Origin of the sequence: Psychroserpens ponticola, from assembly GCF_023556315.2 — a bacterium.
Lineage (GTDB): Bacteria > Bacteroidota > Bacteroidia > Flavobacteriales > Flavobacteriaceae > Psychroserpens > Psychroserpens ponticola.
This window is the reverse complement of sequence record NZ_CP116221.1, coordinates 3,008,914-3,026,067: the sequence shown is the minus strand read 5'-3', so window position 1 is coordinate 3,026,067 and position 17,154 is coordinate 3,008,914. Positions and strand designations below refer to the sequence as shown.

Here is a 17,154-nt window from a genome sequence, read left to right as displayed (position 1 = left end):
TAAATAACTAACCTATGAAAAAGCTACTGCCAATTTTACTGTTTTGCATAAGTTTTTGTGCAATGTCTCAAGATGTTAAACGTGTTATTGTCGAGGGGAAAATTATTGTAGAAGGGAATGACATTGAAGGAATAACCGTATATAATACATCATCAAATAAAGGCGCTGTCACTGACGAAAATGGTGAATTTACACTTCCAGTTACTTTAAATGATTTTATTGAAATTAGAGCGTTACAATATCAGAATTTTGATTTTAAAGTGAGTCAGGCTATTTTAGATTCAAAGCGTATTCGTGTAATTTTAATTGAGGAAATCAATAAATTGGATGAAGTTCTAGTCATGACTAAAGGACTCTCGGGAGTTTTAGATACAGACATTAAAAGTGTAAAAACGTTCAATCCTAAACTGGATGCACTTTACTTCGGAATAAAGAAAAGTGATGAGTATGAATTTACTGATGATAATAGAACTGAGATCAATAATATAGCCATGCATTCGCAATCACAAACGATGGTGAATGGTTTAAACATTCGTAATGTTGTAGGTCAATTGTTGTTGCCATTGTTTAGATCTAAAGTAAAGGATAAAAAAGCTGCAGGAATAGCTGAAGTTCCAGTGAGTACAATTAAATACTATTTTGGGTCTTCGTTTTTAGTTGATAATTTTAATATTCCAGAACATCGTGTCGAAGAATTTATTAGATATGTGGAAGATGATGAAAGCTTTGATTTTACCTTGCTTAACATCGGAAAAGAGTTAGAATTTCTTGAAGTTCTTAGCTTGAAGAGCCAATCTTTTTTAAATAAAAAGAATGACAAGGATTAAAAAGCTTTTTTTAATTTTATGCTTAGTTCAGATTGGTTTTATATTTTCTCAATCTATTGAAATACAAGGGAAAGTAATAGCAAATTCAGATATTGATCGCATTCATATCATTAACAAAACTGCTAATAGGTTTACCATAACAAATGATGATGGTAAATTTAAAATTTCGGCATCTGTAAACGATACCATTCTAATTTCGGCCATTCAATATAAGCCTTTAGAAGTTGTGGTGACACCGCAAATAATTCAAACTAAATTTATAGCTATTGATCTTACAGATAAAATTACGGAGTTAGATGAAGTTGTAGTAGGCAAAATATTGACTGGAGATTTACTTTCAGATATTGAAAATAGCGACGTTAAGCGTGATATAAATTTTTATGATTTAGGAATTCCTGGCTATACTGGTAAACAAAAAACACAATCAGAAAGACGATTACATCAAGCAACAACAGGATCTGGTTTGGTGCCTTTAACTCCAATACTTAATTGGCTTTCTGGTCGTACAAAAGAGTTAAAAGGACAAGTAGCAAGAGAAAATCTTGATAACGCAATGAATGATGTAGTATCTGAGTTATCTGAAATGTTATTCAATATTGATACTTTACAAGAAGCTAAACGCGTGGAGTTTTTTTATTTCGTAACAGATGATCCAAAGTTTTTAATATTAAACAAAACTGGTAATAACTTAAAAATGTTGGAGTTTTTGCAACTGAAACTAAAAGAATTTAAATCTCAAATTGAAGACGACTAAATGCATATCATTTTTATTTATAGCTTTTCTAATCTCTTTTCTGGGAATATCTCAAACAATTGATTTAAAAGGTCAAATTAATGCAAGTGCAGAGCTTGAAGGGATTCATATATTAAATATTTCAGCAGAAGAATATACCATTACAAATAGTAAAGGAGTTTTTGAAATTCCGATCCAAATTAACGATACCATTCTTGTTTCTAGTGTTCAGTACTTGAAAAAATCAATAGTGGTAACTCAAGAAATATTTGAGTCTAAATTCATTTCAATTCAACTTAAAGACCGCGTAAATGAATTAGATGAGGTGATTGTTGGGAAAGTGTTAACAGGTGATTTAATGTCTGATATAAAAAATAGTGATGCAAAAGCTGATATTAATTTTTATGATGTTGGTATTCCTGGTTATACAGGAAAACCTAAAACACAAAAAGAACGACGATTGCATGAAGCAGATGCTGGTAAGTTTGTGTATTACTATGGTTTGATCGCAACTATAAACATACATAAGGTTCTGAATCGAATTTCTGGACGTACAAAAAAATTGAAGTTACTAGTTAGATTAGAAGAACAAGATGCTTGTATGAATAAAGCTATTGCCGAATTCTCCGACGATTTATTCGGGCATATTGAATTAAAAGAAGAATTAAAAACGGAGTTTTTCTACTTTGCTTCAGAAGATTCAAAATTTTTAGAGGTTTGTAAATTAGAAAGTGATATTAAACTCTTTGAATTTTTAATTGAAAAGCTTTTAGCGTTTAATATTCAAATAAGTGAAGATTGAAATAGTTTGCATTAGGTAAAATAATTTAACTATCAATTTCCATCCAATCCAAACATCTGTTTTGTGTATGGCTGGTTGCGTTGGCAAGTACTAAGTTAGCAAAATAAACCGAACCATTAGGGAAATCCGATAGGATTTTCCGAGTACCAAATGACCACAGCAATTAATTATACACGTTGTTGTGCTTTCGTTATTCATTGGTTTCAGATTCTAAAAGCATAATTATTTCCCTAATTAATTCTAAACAAACTATTTGATTATCAAGTAATTGTGATTTGTATACAATTTGATTTTCTATTAAATTTTCGAACTCAATATTTTGAAGTAAATCATTATTATTTATTTCAAATCCTGATTTTGGAAATTTTAGTGCATTTATTTCTTTATCTGATGACTTTTCATCAGAATTTAACCAACTGCCATTTTTAATGATATATATAATTAGAATATCATCAAATTTACTTGTTAAGTTTTCTCTGTTTTTTAAAGTCTCGAGAGCTGGAAGCCAAGAGGAAAGTTTGTATCTCAATTTATCATTTTTAATTATCCCAAGATTTCCTGAGTTCATTAAGTCCATTAAAAATCCATTTTGAGGAAAATATTGAGGAACACTTGGAGTAAATTGAAGTAAACTATCTATATCAAATGTTTCTTCGTGCTTATTGCCTGTTTGATTTAGAATCGTAAAGCAGGCATTATTTATTTCCTTAAGTTCTATAATTGACTTATTGAGTTCAGATTCATTGTATTTAAAATCCAATTTCAGATTATTTAATGCTTTTAGTTCTTGATTACTTTGATTTAAGGATTCATTATAATTGTTCAATTGAAGTGCAATTAAAATCCCAATAACAACAAGTATGATTTCACCAATAGCATATTTTAAATACTTTCCAGTTTTCTTTTTCTCCATAAGGTCGTAGCGTATTTTTCTAAAAAATTTTATCATTGGTTAGTTGTTTCTTGAAAGGTAGAACAATTATTTAACTCGAGTGAGTGATAATGAAGCACAACTTAGTATATTTGCAATGTGAATTTATTAGCAACATTTTTATTTATAGGAACCACAGAGGTCATGTTCATACTATTTATAGCTGTGATGGTCTTTGGTGCAGATAAAATTCCTGAAGTTGCAAAAGGCTTAGGTAAAGGAATGCGCAGTTTAAAAGATGCTTCTAATGATATTAAGTCGGAAATTAAGAAATCATCTACCGAAGGTAAAAATATCGAGACAAATGTCACTCAAGATATTAAGAATGAAATTACCAAAGTTAAAGACGAAATTGAAGACTTCTCAGGCTCTATAAAAAGAGAGCAGTAAACCTTATTATTTTTTTCGACTCACTGTCAATCCATCACGAATTGGCAGCATTACAGTTTCAATTCGAGGATCTTCTTTTAAAAGGGTATTGAATTCTAAAACCGCTTTTGTAGATATATCCTTTACATCAAGAGGTTCAATGACTTTTCCATGCCATAATACATTATCAGAAAGAATAATACCTCCAGAATTCATTTTGTCTATAATCAACTTGAAATAGTTTGAATAGTTCGGTTTGTCGGCATCAATAAATACCAAGTCATAAGTGTTTTTTAACGTAGAAATAATATCTAAAGCACTTCCTAAATGTTGATGTATCTGGTTTCCGTAATCAGATTTGTCAAAGTATTTCCGTTGAAAATCGACTAATTCTTCATTCACGTCTATCGTGTCAATTATACCATCAGTTTGTAAACCTTCAGCTAAACATAACGTAGCGTAACCCGTAAAAGTTCCAAGTTCTAAAATGGTTTTAGGAGATTTTAATTTTGAAATCATACTCAGTACTCTCCCTTGATAAGGTCCACTTAGCATAATGGGTTGCAAAATTTTTTGATAGGTTTCTCTAGTCAGTTGTTGTAATAATTCTGGTTCTTCTTGAGAATGTGCTACAATATATTCATCTAATTTTTCGGGTAAAAAATACATGTCATCTATAATTGAATTGCAAAGTAAACGATTTTAGATTAGATATGCAGAGCTGTAAGCTTTGAAAAAATGATTCTCAATTAATTTCCTATCTTGTATAGACTTAAAATCCTCAGTATGCCATATTGGTTGTCTATCGTTATTATAGTATTAGTGATTTATATCGCTATTAGTATTGCGTTATATTACCTTCAAGATTATATGCTATTTAAGCCCGAAAAATTGCCTAAGGATTTTCAGTTTGATTATGACAATCAAAAGACTAAAGAATATAATTTAGAAACCAGAGATGGTGCAGTAATTAATGGGTTGCGTTTTTTTCCTAAAGGCGAAAGTAAAGGTGTTGTATTATATCTTAAAGGGAATTCTAAAAGTATTAAAGGCTGGGGAAAATTTGCTGTAGATTTTACGAGACATGGATACGATGTGTTGATGGTCGATTATCGAGGCTTCGGAAAAAGTACTGGAAGACGTTCTCAAAAAGCGATTAAACGCGATTTACAATTGATTTATAATAAACTGAAAGAATTGACTTCAGAACGTAATATTATTCTCTACGGAAGATCTCTTGGCTCAGGTTTTGCTGCTAAATTAGCTTCAATGAATCATCCTAAAATGCTTGTTTTGGATGCGCCTTATTATAGTTTAACAAAAGTCACTGCACGATATGCGCCTTTTATGCCTTTGTCATTATTGATGAAATATCCATTGCCAACCTACAAATGGTTAAAATATGTGCAATGCCCAATTCATATTATTCATGGTACAGATGATAAACTTATTCCTTACAAAACAAGTGTTAAGTTGTCTCAAGTAAATCCGAAGTTAACTAAATTACATACTGTTATTGGTGGTGGACACAAAAACCTAAATAACTTCGAATCGTATCATAGCATGCTTGACGATATTATAAATAAGGCACCAAAAACGATAGATTTAAAAACCACAAGTATTAATGTCATTCACTCATCAAAATCGACAAAAACGAAGGCTTAAAAGACTCGTTAAAATTCTTTTAATACTCTATATTATGATTGGAGCTTCACTTTATTTTTTACAAGAAAAGATTTTATTTTTACCTACCATTTTGGCTCAGGATTATCAATACGAATTTAGATACCCTTTTGAAGAATTATTTTTTGAAACAGCTGAAGATGTTTCCATAAATGCACTTCATTTTAAAGCTGAAAATCCCAAAGGAGTCATTCTGTATTTTCATGGAAATGCAGGTGATTTAAGTCGTTGGGGAATTATAGGTGAACATTTCGTGTCTCTAGACTATGATGTGCTCATTATGGATTATAGAACTTACGGAAAGAGTACAGGTAAACTTAGTGAACAAGGGTTTTATGATGATGCTGAGTATTGTTATAACTATTTGCTGAAGTCTTATTCTGAAGATGATATTGTTTTATATGGTAGATCCTTAGGAACTGGAGTAGCAACGTATTTAGCTTCTAAACATCAACCGAAGCAACTCATTTTAGAAACACCATATTATAGTATTCTGGATGTTGCTAAGCATCGTTTTCCTATTTTCCCTGTGACTGCATTGTTAAAATATGAATTCCCTTCTAATGCGTTTATTACATCAGTAGATTGCCCAATTACAATATTTCACGGAACAAGTGATACTGTAGTTCCATATAGTTCTGCTCAAAAATTAAATTCCGTAGCACCAAAAACGAATACATCATTTATTACTATTGATGGAGGTGGTCATAATAATTTGATAAGTTTTGATAAGTACAAAGAAGGGATACTATCAATTTTATAATAAAAAAGCTCCAGATTTCTCTGAAGCTTTTTTATTCAATCTATATATAACTTATAATTTTATCCATTAGGATTCAATATGGCATCGATACGTTCTAATGCATCAGCAATATGAATTCTACTCATTGAATCTGCTCCACGTGCTGAACGTAATTGGCTACGAAGTGTTTTTAATTCAGCTCTAACAACGGCTCTAATATCAGACTGACTTGTATTTACTGCTGTAGATTTTTGGTAACCACCAAAAGCAGGAGCTTTACGTTGATTTTCAGCAGTCAATAAATATCCTAATCTATCAATATGTGCGCGTTGTAAATTACGTCTGTAGATATCAATTCTTCTTCCATTACGTAATTCACTCCAAATGCCTTGACGTAAATCTCGCATCATTTCTGTAAGCTTATAAGCATCATTTCCATTGAAAGTTTCAGCTTCGGTTAAACGTTGCATTTTACCTAAACTCATAATATTATTCAATGTTCTTACTTGTAAACCTCTAACACGTTCAACTGAACCTGAATACTCAATACGATCAAGTATTGTCTTTTCTATTAACCAATCTGGTGTGTTGAATAAATTGTCTTGAACAAATTTCATTGCTCTTTTTTGATGCGCTTTAGTTACAGGAGTATATACAGCTCCTTGTTGGTCAGCGGCTTTGTGATGTTCATAAACACCACCAATATTATTTGAAACGTGTCCCATATAACGTCTAAACTGTGATAATACATGACCATACATTTCTTGTAAATCGTCATAGTCTTCACCAGCTTCAGTCGTCCAATTGATTAAATTAGGAACGATACGCTTTAAGTTTTTAATTCCGTAATCACTTGCAATCATAGCATCATCACCTAAATCTTCAGTTTGAGAACTTGGATCGTGAATATCACCAATTTGTTGATGACCAAAACGATACATTGGATCTCCAGCATGTTCCATAATCCATTGGTTTAAAACTGGCTTTTCGTCTTCTGCAGATTTATTTAAGATAGGCTTGTAACCCCAAGCAATAGCATACTTATCGTAAATACCAATATCTGGCATTAAAGCAACACCTTCATCACCAGGCTGAGCAACATAGTTAAAACGTGCATAATCCATAATTGAAGGTGCAGTTCCAAATTCCTGTGTAAAGGCAGCATCACGTAATTTTTCTACGGGATAAGCAACACTACTTCCCATGTTATGTGGTAAACCTAATGTGTGTCCAACCTCATGAGCAGAAACAAAACGTATTAAACGTCCCATAACTTCATCTTTAAATTGTGGACTCTGAGCATCAGGGTTGATTGCAGCTGTTTGTACAAAGAACCAACCACGTAATAAGGTCATAACGTTGTGATACCAATTAATATCACTCTCCAAAATTTCACCTGTTCTTGGGTCACTTACATGAGGTCCATTGGCATTTGGAATTGGAGAAGCCAAATAGCGAACTACAGAATAACGAACATCTTCAGGACTCCATTCTGGATCTTCTTCAATTGTAGGAGGATCTTTAGCAATAATCGCGTCTTTAAAACCTGCAGCTTCAAAAGCAACTTGCCAATCTTCAATGCCTTGTTTGAGATACTTACGCCATTTTTCAGGAGTAGCTCTATCAATGTAATACACAATTTGTTTCTTAGGAACAACTAATTCTCCACGATTGAATTTTGCTAAGTCTTCATCTCGTACTTCAAGTCTCCAACGATCTAAAAATTCTAGAGTTTTACTTTTTTGATCTTCTAAACCATAATCTGTTTGGTTACTTGTAAACCAACCAACGCGTTCATCGAAATAACGACGTTTCATTGGGTTTTCGGGTAGTAAAATCATTGAGTTATTGATTTCAATAGAAATACTTCCAGTGCTTGAATTTGAAGGCGGAGCTCCAGCAGCATATGTTTTTACATGTCTAGCTTCAATGTTTTTTGGATAACTCTTTACACTTTCAATAAATGATTTATCACTTTCTAAGCGAGTTACTTTATATGGTCTTCTTCTAAAATTAGGTAAACCAAGAGACTTTACGTCTTTTTCAAATAAAGGAGTTACATCAACCACTGTACTTGTTGAATCTTTACCAATTGCTTTTATAGGAAATGTAAACAATACAGGTTCGAAGTTTGAATTTTTTACAGCTTCATTTACAGGTAGAGAATCTGCTGCAAATACGTTGTAAGATACAACACGTAAGATAACTTTTTTTCCTTTCTTTTGCCAACGTAAAACTTGTTCATTTTGCTTTCCACCACCAAATCCTAAGCCACTTGCAGTTTTAGAAATACGAGTTACCATAAGCATTTCACGATCGAATAATGAATCTGGAATTTCGTAAAAGAAGTTTTCGTCTAAAGTGTGAACAGTAAATAATCCTTCATCACTTTTTGCATCTTTAGTAATCACCTTGCCATAAGGTTGGATGTCATTTTTACTCGGTTTTTTTGTAGGCTTTTTAGCAGCTGAAGTAGTTCCTTTTTTAGATTTAGCAGCTTCTTTTGTTGAGGAACAGGATACAACAAAGAAAACCGAAACTACGAAAAGTAGTTTATAGGAGAGATGTTTCAAAATGGTTGAGTTTTAAATTAGTATGTGAAAATAAGAAATCCTAGTTGAGTTATCTTGTCAAACGTTGTTTTTAATACTTTTTTAACGAAAAAAGCCACTAAAATAGTGGCCTTTCTTCTTCTTAATATATTTTTAGTTATTCTAATGAATTGATATAATCAATCATTAAAGATACGCCTTCATCATGAAGTATAGTTGTTCCAATTAGTGGCATTCCATATTGAGGAATTGTATTTTGAATTCTAGCTAAGATGCTATTGCTATTTTCTGAAATACTAGATTCACCAAAGGCCGTTTCATACGATAGTCTCAAACTAGATTGGTTTTCACAATATCCACCTTCAATGTGGCAATGTGCACAGTTAATATCCATATAAGCTCGAGCTCGTCTTTCTAATCCTAAACTTGTATCTTCCCAATCAGGTAAATCACCAACGGTTGAAGGGTCTGTTAATCCTTCAAGCATTTCATTGTCAATTAATGTTTGTAATTGGTTAGAGCCATTTACATTAAAGTTTAATGTTCTTAATTTTGGACCTATAGGTACTGTTTCAAAGTTGTTACTATGGCAAGTGAAACAGTCTGTACTTGAAGGTATTTCATAATTGATACTTTGAGATGCTCCATCAGCATCTACCCAAGTTACAGGGACAGTAGCTCCTGCTGTATCTAATGTTGCTTCTGTTTGAGAATCATTCCACTTGTAATTTCCAAGTTCCCAAGACCCGTTTATTTTAATTAGGACTCTTGTTTCTATAATGTTTGTACCTTGAGATAAATCAGTTTCATTATTGTTATAATAAAATGTTTTAACAATTATAGTATTGTCAGGAAATAAAGGAAATCCATCACCATTATAAGTTAGTTTTTCTCCATTTGGCAGTACAATAAAACGTTGTTTAATTGCGTAATCTGTGAATAGTTTTGTACTTAATTCATATTCAAAACCATAAGGTGTTATTTCTAAGTTTCCAAGATCGCCTACAAACAGGTTTAATTCTGAAAGTGTAGGTCTAAATTCTGGAATTACAGGAATAGCTAGAGTTGTAAAACTTATTAATAGTGAATTTAAACTTTCATTTCCTTGAGAACAAATGGCTTTTACATAAATGTCATATGCTGTATTTGGGTCTAAATCTGTGATTTCAATTGAAGTTTCCGTAGCAAAAAGTGACACTCCAGAACCAACACTAAATCCAGAAGGACCATATTCTAATTCGTATGAATCTACAGTATTTGTATCGTCTTCCCAAGAAATAAGAACATTTGTGTCTGTAATCATACTTGTTGTTACATTAGATACCGTATAACAAGGTGTAATTGAAGTTGTAAAACTAAATATATCAGAATACATACTTAAATTATCTGTACTACAAACGACTTGTATGTAAACATCATAAGTGGTTTCTGGAGATAGGTTTTGTAAATCTACTGTTAGCTCACTTTCAATGAGTGTTGTTCCTGATCCTATTGCAAATCCTGAAACGCCATATTCAATAATGTATGATGCTGCATTATTACGATCATCCCAAGTAATTGTTGCAGTAGTTTGTGTAATGTTATCTGCTACAATATTTGTGGCTTTTTTGCACACATCTACAATGTCATCGTCATTATTACAGGCTAGTATTAAACATGCAAAAACGAATAGGAAACTAAATTTTTTCATAATTTGGGTCAATTTTCTTATTAATAGCTGGTAGCGAATGTAATAAAAAACTTTATTAGGCAAACAATAATTCGATATGAAGTTGCTTTTTACCCTTGAAATCGTCCTATTTTAGAATGAATCAAAATTAATTGCATTAAACTAAAACTAAAGAAGTTATACTATTTAAAGAATCTCTACAAACAAGCCATCATCATTTTTAAGGACTTTTGCAACCTTTTTAGCAGTTAGGCCTTTAATGGTTTTATCCCATTTTTTATTACTCAAACCTGATTGTATTTTTAAATCGTTTAAAGCAATTGGCGAATTAGATTTAAGCATATTGAATACAGCTTTTTCTTCTTCAGTCATTTCAACTTGCTTCTTTTCAGGTCGCATTTGCGGAAAGAATAATACTTCTTGAATCGATTGATTGTTTGTTAAGAACATAATTAGTCTATCCATACCAATTCCCATTCCTGAAGTAGGAGGCATTCCATATTCTAATGCACGAAGGAAATCATGATCAATAAATTCGGTAGCTTCATCATCCCCTTTTTCAGCAAGCTTTAGTTGGTGTTCAAAGCGTTCGCGTTGATCAATGGGATCATTAAGTTCAGAGTAAGCATTTGCGATTTCTTTTCCGCAGACCATCAACTCAAAGCGTTCTGTCAATTCAGGATTCTCACGATGCTCTTTACACAACGGACTCATCTCTTTTGGGTAATCTGTGATGAAGGTTGGTTGAATATAATTACCTTCACATTTCTCACCGAAAATCTCATCGATTAATTTTCCTTTACCCATTGTGTCGTCAACTTCAATACCTAAATTTTTAGCCGCTTGACGAATTTCATCTTCAGTTTTGCCTGTAATGTCAAAGCCTGTAAAATGTTTAATAGAATCTGCCATTGTTACACGAGCATAAGGCGCTTTGAAGTTAATTTTGTGTTCTCCAAAAGTCGCTTCGGTTGTTCCGTTAACTGCCATTGCACAATGTTCTAATAAGCGCTCACAAAAATCCATCATCCAGTTGTAATCTTTGTAAGATACGTAAATTTCCATTGCAGTAAACTCAGGATTATGAGTTCTGTCCATACCTTCATTTCTGAAGTTTTTAGAAAATTCATAAACACCATCAAATCCACCTACAATTAACCGTTTTAAGTATAATTCGTTTGCAATTCTCATATACAAAGGAATGTCTAGGCTGTTGTGATGTGTCGTAAATGGTCTTGCCGCAGCTCCACCAGGAATAGGTTGTAATATTGGTGTTTCAACTTCAAAATAACCAGAATCATTAAAAAATGAACGCATGGCATTGAAGAGTTTTGTGCGTTTTACAAACACTTCTTTTACGTGTGGATTAACTACTAAATCGGCATAACGTTGTCTGTAACGTAATTCAGGATCGTTAAATTCATCAAAAGTATTCCCTTCGCTATCCGTTTTTGGTAATGGTAAAGGTTTTAAAGCCTTGCTTAAAAGTGTGAAACCTTTAACCATAACAGTTTTTTCGCCTACTTTGGTTGTGAATAACTCACCTTCAATACCAATGAAATCTCCAATATCAAGTAGTTTTTTATAGACCTCGTTGTATTTACTTTTATCTTCTCCAGTACAGATTTCATCTCTGTTAAAATACACTTGTATTCTTCCAGTACTATCTTGTAGTTCAGCAAAACTTGCGTTTCCTTGAATACGACGAGACATTAATCGACCAGCAATAATGACCTTTTTACCATCTTCAAAAGTATCCTTAACCTGTTTTGAAGTGTGATTTACAGGATATAAATCTGCAGGATAAGGGTTGATATCTAAGGCTCTTAATTTTGCGAGTTTTTCGCGTCTTACTAATTCTTGTTCTGAAAGCTGCATGCTAAATCTATTTTAGTCTGCAAAATTACATTATTTACAAGAATTAAAGTAAAAAAAACAATAGGTTTTGTTTTACTAATGGTCTTTTTTTATGCCCATTGTTTATCTTAATGACTCACATTGTTAGTCATCCTTAATTCTTGCTATTTCATTTAGAAAAAGAAAACAATCTTTACGGAAATGAAAGGCTAAATACGTATGAAGTGCACAAGTTATTTGTAAAGCGATTTTACGGGTTGTAAAGGAAGCGTTCAACTGTTGAATTAAAATTGTCTTTGTTTAAACCAATCAATTCTTCAGTGACTTTTAGATAGCTGTTAAGTCTGTCTTTACTGCCAGCGTTTATTAGCTTTAAAATGCCATCGATGCCTTTTTCTTTCTCTATTGAATTGATAATTAATCCTGAAATTGTTGATCGTACAGAAATATCTGGAGCGATATGGTCGAAAATGTTCACATCTTTACTGAACAATTCAAAAAGATCTGTATTAGGGTTTTTTGATATGTAATTCTTTAATTCGTTGACGAGTTTATGATGAGAAATCATTTCGCCATCGTTATCAGTGTAATATGCATTTCCCCAACTGTACGCAATTCCTTCTTCAGCAATCCAGTTTCTGTTTTCACGTTTATGAATGTTGCTCGAATAATAATGAAACATATCGTGTGAAAAATCTTCATTATTCATAATTGAAAAAATCGTTTTAGAATCTACTCCGTAACCATCTCTGTATTGACCATTAGAATGGATAGAATATGACTTGCCTAAGAGGGTTGAAATTTCTTGATAGTTGTCACACATATAGAAGTCTAACATTTCAGGTTGTAAGTCTAGTTTGTTTGCTATTTTTTGATTGTTACGATTGAATGTTTCTGCTTTATTATTGTCTATTTGTTTTCTAAAATGATAAGTTATATTTCCAATTTTTTGCGTTTTCCAATACCTCGTTAGATAATCTAATGGGATTGAAAATGTGATCTTTCCCTGGTTCTCTGTGGCCATCAAGTTTATGATGTATATTAGTTTTGGGAGCTGACTATTGTGTTGTGTAGAATAACTAATTGAAAGTAAATATTGATTGTTAGAAATGGGAAAGATGTTAATCAACTGTTTGTCTTTAATATCAATAAGAGAACTGTCTTTACGAGTTTCGTAGCGCATTAATTCTTCCAAAATAGTGGTAGTCAAAACTCTTCTTTTAGAAGTAAGGTAATTTGGATTTATTATGCCTTGTCCAATTTCTAAAAATAGAGATTCTAGAGTTTGATTAATGTTTCTTTTAGTTATCGAGTCTATCGGATAAGTTATAAATTCAGGTTTCACAATAATGTCTTGAGCAAAAATTGTTGTGAAAGCAAAAATTAAGTTGAGCATTATAAAGTTTCTTTTCATGTTTGTATAGGTGATTACAATCAATTTGTACCGTTTAAAATTTTCATTTCTTTTTTAACTAAATTCCAAACTTCTTTATTGTAGTTGTTTTTTGTAATTCCAGTTAGTTTTTTTAATGTTTTGAAGTAGTTGTCTTCTTCTTTAGCATTTAATAATTCCCAAACGGCTGAGAACCCTTTTTCGTTTTCAATTTTCTTTACAAATAAGGCATTCACCATAAAATCTGTTGGGTTTTTATGTCCATCAGTTATAAAATTTGTTTTTTGTGTTCTTAAATCTAACCAATCTGTGTGTTTGTTAAATTGTATTTGCTTTTGAAATTCTGTAAACAAGTCTTGCCAATCTAAACCCCAACTTCCACCATATAGCGTAGCTATTCCTTCGTCTACAGCATGATTTACTTTTCTTCTTGATATGACATGCCGTAATCTATTATGCCATAAGTCATGAGGATCAAATTCTGTAAAGTTAGAGCTGTTGAGAACGTGTATGCCTTGCTTTTCAAGTTCAACACTCCAGCTTATGGTTGTGCCTCTTCCGTTGTAATCTAGTTTGTATGGTAATCCAAAATATTTTTGAGTAACTAAATCATCTTCAAAAAGATAAATATGAATCTCTTTAGGTTCAATATTGAGTTTTTGATCATAGAAAGCCGTTAATTTTTGGAATTCTACTGCTTTTCTCAGATTTACAGTGTCTTGATAATGAATGGTGTAGTTTTTAATTGTTGATGATTTCCAATTTTTTGTATGGTAAACTAATGGTGATGAGAACACGTATTTGTCTTCAATTTTGTGTGCTATCAATTCAATATTTGCTCTAATTATTGGTGTTTCTTTCTTTATTCTCAAATATGAAATTTGAATAGCGTATTGTTTTTTTCCTATTAAACTTACATCTAATAGAAAGGGTTTGTAAGCAGTTGAATCTTTTTTATCAATACTTTCTAGTTCGTCTAATAGTGGTGTTGTTTCTAGAAATTGAGCTTGATATACCCATTTGTTTTGTTGAGCATCAGCTTGTGCAGCAATTAGGAATTTATTTAAAGATGAAATTAAATATTTGCTTTGTAAACTGTCTTTTGGAAGCTTGATTTCTGGACTGATATTTAAAATTGAAGCTTGTGCATTTGAAATGCATACAGATGTAAGCAATACTAGTGTTAGAATTATTAATCTCATTTGTTTCCGTTTTTTGGTTATAAAATTATATGCTTAATTGGTTGTTATTAGTTTACTATTCGTATGCTCGTTCTTTTTTATTACGTTTTTCAATATTGCCTTTACTAAAACGATACGAAAAGGCTAAATGAATTGCTCTAGAACTAGGTTTTGAACTAAAAAAGCGCTCGAAGTCTTCACCAAATTCTCGTCCTCGATATTCTCTTGTGTTAAAAATATCTGTAACTCTAAGACTTAGGTTGCCATCATTATTAAATAACGCATGCCTTAATCCAAAATCTAGGTTTTGTAACTCGCTTCTCTTTTGATAAAGGCCATTGCTTGAACCTTGATATCTCCAAGAAATATTTGTGTTTAGTTTCTCATTTAAGCTAAAATCATTTTTAAAAGTAAATTGATAATTTCGTGAATAATCACTCGAGAAATCGATACTTGAAGCATTAAGGTTTTCGTAATTCCAGTTGAAATTAAATCTGCTATCTAACCATTTTAATGGCTTGTATGTAAGCGCAATCTCTATTCCGAAGACATCACTACCACTATAGTTGTCGTAAGAAAATGTTTGTACACCTTCTGACGAAATTTTTAGGTTTCTATAAATACTCTGTTCTTTTTTTTGGTAAGAGAAAGTTTGAGAAACTGAAAATTCTTTCATTTTAAATAGATATGAGAGATCTATGTTATTTGAGAATTCTGAAGCCAAATTTGGATTTCCTTTTGAGAACGTAAATTCATTGCTTTGCTGTGATATTGGATTGATTTGATATATTCTTGGTCTCGACGTTCTTCTATTAAATCCTAGTCCAAAAGTATGGACATCATTTTTAGAATATTTAAAATGAATGGAAGGGAAGAGGTTCGTGAAATTTGAATTGACATTGACATTTTCAGTTTTAAATTGTGCATTCCTATTAAAAAACTCTAAGCGTAAACCGGTTTGGATTTCAAATTGTTTCAGCTTAAAATGCGTTAAAGCATATAATGCGTGTGTTGTATATTTATAGTTGTAGTTTTCTTCAGATGTTGTCGTTTCTATTAATTGTCTTCGGTTATCCAACTTTCGAGTATGCCATAGATATCCAGTTTCTAATTTTATAATTTCACTTAACTGATTTACATTATCAAACGCGAAATCGGTGGTTTGTATTTTGTTTTTGGTAATATTATCTAATGCATTTATATTTGGAAAGAAAAGCCCAGTTAGAGTGTTTTTGTTTGATGTTATTTGCGCATCTATTTCAAAGAAATTACCTTCTTTTTCAAAGTTATGTCTGTAATTTCCATTGGCTTTAAATGTACGATGAATATGCTTGTTCAATAAATCTTGTTGTTGGGTCGTATTAACATCTGTAATATATCCTTTAATGTCAGAGCTGTGCGTGTTGTCTGAATATTGTGCAGACCAAGATATTTCATTGTTCTTGTTTGGAAACCAGTCTAAGCCTGTGTTAATGCGATACACATGGCCTCGATAATCACTTTTGCTGTTTTCTAAATATGGAAATGAACCAAATCGCTGTCGTTGATATGCTGAATTAGACTTGTTTTTTCTATAGCTCAAACCCAATTTGTAACTTATTTTTTTCTTTCCATAGCCTAACGATGTGCCACCTGAAAAAGCGCCTAAAGAATTAATTGAGGCATTATTAGATAATGTAATTCCTGCTTTGACTTTCTTTGTGGTGATGATATTTAGAATTCCTGTTAAGCCATCACTTCTATACTTTGCTGAAGGTGACGTTATAATTTCTATAGTTTGAATGTCACTTGCAGAAATTTGTGTCAATAGTTCTGCATTGCTTAAAGGAGATGGCTTTCCATTAACAAGTATTTGAACATTTTCGTTACCACGAAGTGAAATGCTTCCATTCTCATCTGCATTCACTTCTGAAAGTTGACTTAAAACGGTTGCAGCACTTCCTCCACTAGACAGAATATCTTGACCAACATTTATTATTTTCTTATCGATTAACTGTTGTACCGAAGTTTTTTTTGCAATAATGGTCACTTCATTAAGTTGTAATTCTTCTGAAATTAGATTGATGTTCTTTGTTAGGGTTTTACTTAAATGAATGGTGCTTGAGTATGTTTTGAAACCCATAAAATGGACTTGAATTGTATAATCTCCTTTTTCTGAATTTAATTCATAAAAACCATTTTCATTGGTTGTTGTGCCTATAACAAATTGGTCTTCTAAATTTTTTAAAATTACTGTTGCATAGGGAATAGGTTCATTGGTTTGTACGTCATTGATATGCCCATTGAGTTTAACTTGTGCATATAGAGGTATCGTTAAAAATAGGCATAAGATACTCTTGAAAATTGATTTTTTTTCTAAGTTTTTCATTAAAATGATCGGTTTTAGAATCTAAAGTTTTTCATTGAGATTCCTAT

At 31.9% G+C, this 17,154-nt stretch carries 14 protein-coding genes; 6 read left to right on the top strand and 8 right to left on the bottom strand.

The annotated features are described in order from the left end of the window. Positions 1–14: 14 nt before the first annotated feature. The 3 genes from MUN68_RS13400 to MUN68_RS13390 are packed head-to-tail and all read left to right on the top strand — an operon-like array spanning position 15 to position 2,362. Complete coding sequence (locus MUN68_RS13400) at positions 15–827, top strand: carboxypeptidase-like regulatory domain-containing protein (protein ID WP_249996752.1); 813 nt, start codon at positions 15–17, stop codon at positions 825–827. Then, entirely contained in the window at positions 814–1,581 is a 768-nt protein-coding gene (locus MUN68_RS13395) for a carboxypeptidase-like regulatory domain-containing protein (protein WP_249996751.1), read from the top strand. Before MUN68_RS13400 ends, MUN68_RS13395 begins: the two co-directional genes overlap by 14 nt. Further along, a complete protein-coding gene (locus MUN68_RS13390; protein WP_249996750.1) occupies positions 1,568–2,362 on the top strand; it encodes a carboxypeptidase-like regulatory domain-containing protein in 795 nt (264 codons plus the stop codon). Before MUN68_RS13395 ends, MUN68_RS13390 begins: the two co-directional genes overlap by 14 nt. A gap of 190 nt (positions 2,363–2,552) precedes the next feature. Here MUN68_RS13390 and MUN68_RS13385 read toward each other — a convergent pair whose 3' ends face one another. Next, on the bottom strand, positions 2,553–3,311 hold the full coding sequence (locus MUN68_RS13385; RefSeq protein ID WP_249996749.1) for a DUF6090 family protein: 759 nt from the start codon (positions 3,309–3,311) through the stop codon (positions 2,553–2,555). A 126-nt stretch (positions 3,312–3,437) separates the two neighbouring features. Between MUN68_RS13385 and MUN68_RS13380 the strand changes: the two genes are divergently transcribed. Then, a complete protein-coding gene (locus MUN68_RS13380; protein WP_272792376.1) occupies positions 3,438–3,683 on the top strand; it encodes a twin-arginine translocase TatA/TatE family subunit in 246 nt (81 codons plus the stop codon). Positions 3,684–3,689: 6 nt separating this feature from the next. On the opposite strand, the gene MUN68_RS13375 is transcribed toward MUN68_RS13380, so the two are convergent. Further along, complete coding sequence (locus tag MUN68_RS13375; protein ID WP_249996747.1) at positions 3,690–4,331, bottom strand: O-methyltransferase; 642 nt, start codon at positions 4,329–4,331, stop codon at positions 3,690–3,692. Positions 4,332–4,448: 117 nt separating this feature from the next. Here MUN68_RS13375 and MUN68_RS13370 point away from each other — a divergent pair, with 117 nt between their 5' ends. Further along, positions 4,449–5,327, top strand: a complete 879-nt coding sequence (locus tag MUN68_RS13370) for an alpha/beta hydrolase (protein ID WP_249996745.1) — start codon at positions 4,449–4,451, stop codon at positions 5,325–5,327. A 34-nt stretch (positions 5,328–5,361) separates the two neighbouring features. Then, positions 5,362–6,108: an alpha/beta hydrolase gene (locus MUN68_RS13365; RefSeq protein WP_249996744.1), complete on the top strand. Its 747-nt coding sequence runs from the start codon at positions 5,362–5,364 to the stop codon at positions 6,106–6,108. Positions 6,109–6,167: 59 nt separating this feature from the next. Here the strand turns inward: MUN68_RS13365 and MUN68_RS13360 are convergent, their stop codons facing one another. The 6 genes from MUN68_RS13360 to MUN68_RS13335 all read right to left on the bottom strand — a co-directional run bounded on the left by MUN68_RS13360 (position 6,168) and on the right by MUN68_RS13335 (position 17,107). After that, on the bottom strand, positions 6,168–8,663 hold the full coding sequence (locus MUN68_RS13360; protein WP_249996907.1) for a zinc-dependent metalloprotease: 2,496 nt from the start codon (positions 8,661–8,663) through the stop codon (positions 6,168–6,170). Between the two features lie 133 nt (positions 8,664–8,796). Then, positions 8,797–10,329, bottom strand: coding sequence for a fibronectin type III domain-containing protein (locus MUN68_RS13355; RefSeq protein WP_249996743.1), 1,533 nt, complete (start codon positions 10,327–10,329; stop codon positions 8,797–8,799). A gap of 165 nt (positions 10,330–10,494) precedes the next feature. Continuing rightward, the gene (gene lysS / locus MUN68_RS13350; protein WP_249996742.1) at positions 10,495–12,186 is read right to left on the bottom strand and encodes a lysine--tRNA ligase; all 1,692 of its coding nucleotides are present in this window, start codon (positions 12,184–12,186) and stop codon (positions 10,495–10,497) included. A gap of 229 nt (positions 12,187–12,415) precedes the next feature. Continuing rightward, positions 12,416–13,579 (bottom strand): hypothetical protein, encoded by a 1,164-nt coding sequence (locus MUN68_RS13345; RefSeq protein ID WP_249996741.1) that lies wholly within the window; start codon positions 13,577–13,579, stop codon positions 12,416–12,418. A gap of 20 nt (positions 13,580–13,599) precedes the next feature. After that, positions 13,600–14,760: a S8/S53 family peptidase gene (locus MUN68_RS13340; protein ID WP_249996739.1), complete on the bottom strand. Its 1,161-nt coding sequence runs from the start codon at positions 14,758–14,760 to the stop codon at positions 13,600–13,602. A 55-nt stretch (positions 14,761–14,815) separates the two neighbouring features. Then, a complete protein-coding gene (locus MUN68_RS13335; RefSeq protein ID WP_249996738.1) occupies positions 14,816–17,107 on the bottom strand; it encodes a TonB-dependent receptor domain-containing protein in 2,292 nt (763 codons plus the stop codon). Positions 17,108–17,154: the final 47 nt, after the last annotated feature.

Coding starts and splice junctions, on each gene's coding strand:
- MUN68_RS13355 (WP_249996743.1), bottom strand. CDS start 10,329: ATGAAAAAATTTAGTTTCCTATTCGTTTTTGCATGTTTAATACTAGCC.
- lysS (WP_249996742.1), bottom strand. CDS start 12,186: ATGCAGCTTTCAGAACAAGAATTAGTAAGACGCGAAAAACTCGCAAAA.
- MUN68_RS13380 (WP_272792376.1), top strand. CDS start 3,438: ATGTTCATACTATTTATAGCTGTGATGGTCTTTGGTGCAGATAAAATT.
- MUN68_RS13370 (WP_249996745.1), top strand. CDS start 4,449: ATGCCATATTGGTTGTCTATCGTTATTATAGTATTAGTGATTTATATC.
- MUN68_RS13345 (WP_249996741.1), bottom strand. CDS start 13,579: ATGAAAAGAAACTTTATAATGCTCAACTTAATTTTTGCTTTCACAACA.
- MUN68_RS13385 (WP_249996749.1), bottom strand. CDS start 3,311: ATGATAAAATTTTTTAGAAAAATACGCTACGACCTTATGGAGAAAAAG.
- MUN68_RS13340 (WP_249996739.1), bottom strand. CDS start 14,760: ATGAGATTAATAATTCTAACACTAGTATTGCTTACATCTGTATGCATT.
- MUN68_RS13365 (WP_249996744.1), top strand. CDS start 5,362: ATGATTGGAGCTTCACTTTATTTTTTACAAGAAAAGATTTTATTTTTA.
- MUN68_RS13375 (WP_249996747.1), bottom strand. CDS start 4,331: ATGTATTTTTTACCCGAAAAATTAGATGAATATATTGTAGCACATTCT.
- MUN68_RS13400 (WP_249996752.1), top strand. CDS start 15: ATGAAAAAGCTACTGCCAATTTTACTGTTTTGCATAAGTTTTTGTGCA.
- MUN68_RS13395 (WP_249996751.1), top strand. CDS start 814: ATGACAAGGATTAAAAAGCTTTTTTTAATTTTATGCTTAGTTCAGATT.
- MUN68_RS13335 (WP_249996738.1), bottom strand. CDS start 17,107: ATGAAAAACTTAGAAAAAAAATCAATTTTCAAGAGTATCTTATGCCTA.